Below are 431 nucleotides of genomic sequence, written 5' to 3'. Positions count from 1 at the left end.
CGCTGAGGCGCTGATCAAGGGACGGTTCGCGCCGGACGCCAGGGTGACCATCCGCGACCTCGCCCAGTCGCTCGGAACCAGCGTCACGCCGGTCCGCGACGCGATCCTGCGCCTCATCCAGGACGAGGCGCTGGTGCAGAAATCGGCGCGCGAGGTGCGCGTCCCCATCATCACGCTGGAACGCTATCGCGAGATCCGCCAGATCAGGCTGAAGCTCGAAGGGCTTGCCGCGCGTGAGGCAGCCCTCAAGGCGACAGCCAGGGATATCGAGCGGCTGCGCGATCTGATCGCCCGCAACGAGAGCGCTATCACCGGAAGGAACTGGACCGAAGCGCTGGAGCTCAACCAGACATTCCACTTCGCGCTTGCCGATATAGGCGACATGGTGGTGCTGCGCGGCATCCTGAACCGGCTTTGGCTGCAGATGGGGC

Annotated in this window: 1 protein-coding gene; it reads left to right on the top strand. The window is 65.9% G+C overall.

Annotated features, from left to right (window positions below):
* Positions 1-431 (top strand): GntR family transcriptional regulator (locus EOA27_RS40010; protein ID WP_145970972.1); only part of this gene is annotated, 431 nt, incomplete at both ends.

Source organism: Mesorhizobium sp. M2A.F.Ca.ET.037.01.1.1 (genome assembly GCF_003998075.1).
GTDB lineage: Bacteria > Pseudomonadota > Alphaproteobacteria > Rhizobiales > Rhizobiaceae > Mesorhizobium.
The sequence above is the reverse complement of the archived record's forward strand: the minus strand, read 5'-3'. Positions and strand labels throughout refer to the sequence as shown.